This window comes from Paraburkholderia sp. J11-2, from assembly GCF_905220185.1.
Classification (GTDB): domain Bacteria; phylum Pseudomonadota; class Gammaproteobacteria; order Burkholderiales; family Burkholderiaceae; genus Paraburkholderia.
In genome coordinates this window covers 1-5,097 of the sequence record NZ_CAJMYY010000065.1, presented here as the reverse complement: position 1 = coordinate 5,097, position 5,097 = coordinate 1, and the positions used below count along the sequence as shown (strand labels likewise).

Annotated in this window: 2 tRNA genes and 2 rRNA genes; all 4 read right to left on the bottom strand. The window is 53.4% G+C overall.

The window, feature by feature from the left end:
• Positions 1-16: 16 nt before the first annotated feature.
• The 4 genes from U5A57_RS41005 to U5A57_RS40990 all read right to left on the bottom strand — a co-directional run bounded on the left by U5A57_RS41005 (position 17) and on the right by U5A57_RS40990 (position 4,977).
• Positions 17-2,897 (bottom strand): 23S ribosomal RNA (locus tag U5A57_RS41005).
• A 288-nt stretch (positions 2,898-3,185) separates the two neighbouring features.
• Positions 3,186-3,261: transfer RNA gene (locus U5A57_RS41000), tRNA-Ala, on the bottom strand.
• Between the two features lie 40 nt (positions 3,262-3,301).
• Positions 3,302-3,378: transfer RNA gene (locus U5A57_RS40995), tRNA-Ile, on the bottom strand.
• Positions 3,379-3,444: 66 nt separating this feature from the next.
• Positions 3,445-4,977: ribosomal RNA gene (locus U5A57_RS40990) — 16S ribosomal RNA — on the bottom strand.
• Together the 16S and 23S rRNA genes with 2 tRNA genes alongside form the textbook arrangement of a ribosomal RNA operon.
• Positions 4,978-5,097 lie beyond the last annotated feature (120 nt).

Sequence of the window (5,097 nt, the reverse complement as noted above, 5' to 3'; positions counted from 1 at the left end):
GAGGCACACCTGTTATAGGATCAAGCCTTACGGGCAATTAGTATCAGTTAGCTTAACGCATTACTGCGCTTCCACACCTGACCTATCAACGTCCTGGTCTCGAACGACCCTTCAAGGGGATCTAGTCCCCGGGGAAGTCTCATCTTGAGGCGAGTTTCCCGCTTAGATGCTTTCAGCGGTTATCTCTTCCGAACATAGCTACCCGGCGATGCGACTGGCGTCACAACCGGTACACCAGAGGTTCGTCCACTCCGGTCCTCTCGTACTAGGAGCAGGCCCCCTCAAACTTCCAGCGCCCACGGCAGATAGGGACCAAACTGTCTCACGACGTTTTAAACCCAGCTCACGTACCTCTTTAAATGGCGAACAGCCATACCCTTGGGACCGGCTACAGCCCCAGGATGAGATGAGCCGACATCGAGGTGCCAAACACCGCCGTCGATATGAACTCTTGGGCGGTATCAGCCTGTTATCCCCAGAGTACCTTTTATCCGTTGAGCGATGGCCCTTCCATACAGAACCACCGGATCACTATGACCTGCTTTCGCACCTGTTCGACTTGTGGGTCTCACAGTCAAGCACGCTTATGCCATTGCACTATCAGCACGATTTCCGACCGTACCTAGCGTACCTTCGTACTCCTCCGTTACCCTTTGGGAGGAGACCGCCCCAGTCAAACTGCCTACCATGCACTGTCCCCGATCCGGATCACGGACCAAGGTTAGAACCTCAAACAGATCAGGGTGGTATTTCAAGGACGGCTCCACGGAAACTAGCGTTCCCGCTTCACAGCCTCCCACCTATCCTACACAAACCGGTTCAAAGTCCAATGCAAAGCTACAGTAAAGGTTCATGGGGTCTTTCCGTCTAGCCGCGGGGAGATTGCATCATCACAAACACTTCAACTTCGCTGAGTCTCGGGAGGAGACAGTGTGGCCATCGTTACGCCATTCGTGCAGGTCGGAACTTACCCGACAAGGAATTTCGCTACCTTAGGACCGTTATAGTTACGGCCGCCGTTTACCGGGACTTCAATCAAGAGCTTGCACCCCATCATTTAATCTTCCGGCACCGGGCAGGCGTCACACCCTATACGTCCACTTTCGTGTTTGCAGAGTGCTGTGTTTTTATTAAACAGTCGCAGCCACCAGTTTATTGCAACCCCTTCACCCTTCTGGCGCAAGCCAGTCAAGCTACCAGGGCGTACCTTATCCCGAAGTTACGGTACCAATTTGCCGAGTTCCTTCTCCCGAGTTCTCTCAAGCGCCTTAGAATACTCATCTCGCCCACCTGTGTCGGTTTGCGGTACGGTCACTGTTGAACTGAAGCTTAGAGGCTTTTCTTGGAACCACTTCCAGTTGCTTCTGCTCCGAAGAGCATGGCCTCGCACCCTTGAATTCCGCGCCCGGATTTGCCAAAGCGCCTTCTCCAATGCAAGGACCGGGACTTCCAACACCCGGACAACCTTCCGCGATCCGTCCCCCCATCGCATTCAACAATGGTGCAGGAATATTGACCTGCTTCCCATCAGCTACGCATTTCTGCCTCGCCTTAGGGGCCGACTCACCCTACGCCGATGAACGTTGCGTAGGAAACCTTGGGCTTACGGCGAGGGGGCCTTTCACCCCCTTTATCGCTACTCATGTCAGCATTCGCACTTCCGATACCTCCAGCACGCTTTTCAACGCACCTTCGCAGGCTTACGGAACGCTCTCCTACCATGCGAGACTAGCTCGCATCCGCAGCTTCGGTATATGACTTAGCCCCGTTACATCTTCCGCGCAGGACGACTCGATCAGTGAGCTATTACGCTTTCTTTAAAGGGTGGCTGCTTCTAAGCCAACCTCCTGACTGTTTTAGCCTTCCCACTTCGTTTCCCACTTAGTCATATTTGGGGACCTTAGCTGGCGGTCTGGGTTGTTTCCCTCTTGACACCGGACGTTAGCACCCGATGTCTGTCTCCCGTGATTGCACTCTTCGGTATTCGGAGTTTGCTATGGCGACGTAATCCGCAATGGACCCATCAACCATGACAGTGCTCTACCCCCGAAGGTGATACACGAGGCACTACCTAAATAGTTTTCGGAGAGAACCAGCTATTTCCAGGTTTGTTTAGCCTTTCACCCCTATCCACAGCTCATCCCCTAACTTTTCAACGTTAGTGGGTTCGGTCCTCCAGCACGTGTTACCGTGCCTTCAACCTGGCCATGGATAGATCACCTGGTTTCGGGTCTACACCCAGCGACTGAACGCCCTGTTCGGACTCGCTTTCGCTACGCCTGCCCTATTCGGTTAAGCTTGCCACTGAATGTAAGTCGCTGACCCATTATACAAAAGGTACGCCGTCACCCCTTGCGAGGCTCCGACTGTTTGTATGCATGCGGTTTCAGGATCTATTTCACTCCCCTCCCGGGGTTCTTTTCGCCTTTCCCTCACGGTACTGGTTCACTATCGGTCGATCACGAGTATTTAGCCTTGGAGGATGGTCCCCCCATCTTCAGACAGGATTTCACGTGTCCCGCCCTACTTGTCGTACACCTAGTTCTTCCATTCCGCCTTCGCCTACGGGGCTATCACCCACTATGGCCGCACTTTCCAGAGCGTTCGGCTGACGGTACAGATAAAGAGTACAGGCTGGTCCCATTTCGCTCGCCACTACTTTGGGAATCTCGGTTGATTTCTTTTCCTGCGGCTACTTAGATGTTTCAGTTCGCCGCGTTCGCTTCACATGACCTATGTATTCAGTCATGGATACTCCATTCGGAGTGGGTTTCCCCATTCGGACATCTACGGATCAAAGCTTGTTTGCCAGCTCCCCGTAGCTTTTCGCAGGCTACCGCGTCCTTCATCGCCTGTGATCGCCAAGGCATCCACCACATGCACTTGTTCGCTTGACCCTATAACGGGTGTGTCTCTTTCGAGGCGCACTCGCTACAGGTTGAGTATTCGTGTTGCGCCGTATTTCAAGGCAATCTTTCGATCACTTAAAAATACATTGATACAATCACAACCCTGATTCACCTACTCGCACCCATCTCTAGATGCTTTTGGATGAATCTCTTTACTACTTCTTCCTGATTGTTAAAGAACGACAGCCGATACGTTTTCACATACCGCTCTGACTGGCTCAATCGCCAATGCGAAATGTTCTGCATCACTTCTGCAGAACGCTGTGCATTGAAGATTGGTGGAGGATGACGGGATCGAACCGACGACCCCCTGCTTGCAAAGCAGGTGCTCTCCCAGCTGAGCTAATCCCCCAGTCAAAACACAACTCAAGGGAACTGCCCGTCAGACCAGTTGGTGGGTCTGGATGGATTCGAACCATCGACCCCCGCCTTATCAAGACGGTGCTCTAACCGACTGAGCTACAGACCCCTGAGTCTGTCTTTCTTACAGCCGACAAGTGTGAGCGCTTAAAACGCAGTGAGCGATGAGCTCTGGAAAGGAGGTGATCCAGCCGCACCTTCCGATACGGCTACCTTGTTACGACTTCACCCCAGTCATGAATCCTGCCGTGGTGACCGTCCTCCTTGCGGTTAGACTAGCCACTTCTGGCAAAACCCACTCCCATGGTGTGACGGGCGGTGTGTACAAGACCCGGGAACGTATTCACCGCGGCATGCTGATCCGCGATTACTAGCGATTCCAGCTTCACGCAGTCGAGTTGCAGACTGCGATCCGGACTACGATCGGTTTTCTGGGATTGGCTCCACCTCGCGGCTTGGCAACCCTCTGTTCCGACCATTGTATGACGTGTGAAGCCCTACCCATAAGGGCCATGAGGACTTGACGTCATCCCCACCTTCCTCCGGTTTGTCACCGGCAGTCTCCCTGGAGTGCTCTTGCGTAGCAACTAGGGACAAGGGTTGCGCTCGTTGCGGGACTTAACCCAACATCTCACGACACGAGCTGACGACAGCCATGCAGCACCTGTGTTACGGCTCCCTTTCGGGCACTTCCACCTCTCAGCGGAATTCCGTACATGTCAAGGGTAGGTAAGGTTTTTCGCGTTGCATCGAATTAATCCACATCATCCACCGCTTGTGCGGGTCCCCGTCAATTCCTTTGAGTTTTAATCTTGCGACCGTACTCCCCAGGCGGTCAACTTCACGCGTTAGCTACGTTACCAAGCCAATGAAGGCCCGACAACCAGTTGACATCGTTTAGGGCGTGGACTACCAGGGTATCTAATCCTGTTTGCTCCCCACGCTTTCGTGCATGAGCGTCAGTATTGGCCCAGGGGGCTGCCTTCGCCATCGGTATTCCTCCACATCTCTACGCATTTCACTGCTACACGTGGAATTCTACCCCCCTCTGCCATACTCCAGCGATGCAGTCACCAATGCAGTTCCCAGGTTAAGCCCGGGGATTTCACATCGGTCTTACATCACCGCCTGCGCACGCTTTACGCCCAGTAATTCCGATTAACGCTTGCACCCTACGTATTACCGCGGCTGCTGGCACGTAGTTAGCCGGTGCTTATTCTTCCGGTACCGTCATCCCCTCTCGGTATTATCGAAAAGGATTTCTTTCCGGACAAAAGTGCTTTACAACCCGAAGGCCTTCTTCACACACGCGGCATTGCTGGATCAGGCTTTCGCCCATTGTCCAAAATTCCCCACTGCTGCCTCCCGTAGGAGTCTGGGCCGTGTCTCAGTCCCAGTGTGGCTGGTCGTCCTCTCAGACCAGCTACGGATCGTCGCCTTGGTGAGCCTTTACCCCACCAACTAGCTAATCCGCCATCGGCCACCCCAATAGCGCGAGGCCCGAAGGTCCCCCGCTTTCATCCATAGATCGTATGCGGTATTAATCCGGCTTTCGCCGGGCTATCCCCCACTACTGGACATGTTCCGATGTATTACTCACCCGTTCGCCACTCGCCACCAGGTGCAAGCACCCGTGCTGCCGTTCGACTTGCATGTGTAAGGCATGCCGCCAGCGTTCAATCTGAGCCAGGATCAAACTCTTCAGTTTAAACCTGTTACTGTTTTCGGTTCTCTCGAACCGGTCGCTCACTCAAAGCTGACAGGTCATTGAATAAATTCAAAAACCTGACTTACTTTAGTGTGAGACTCTTGATACTTTTGCTACTCC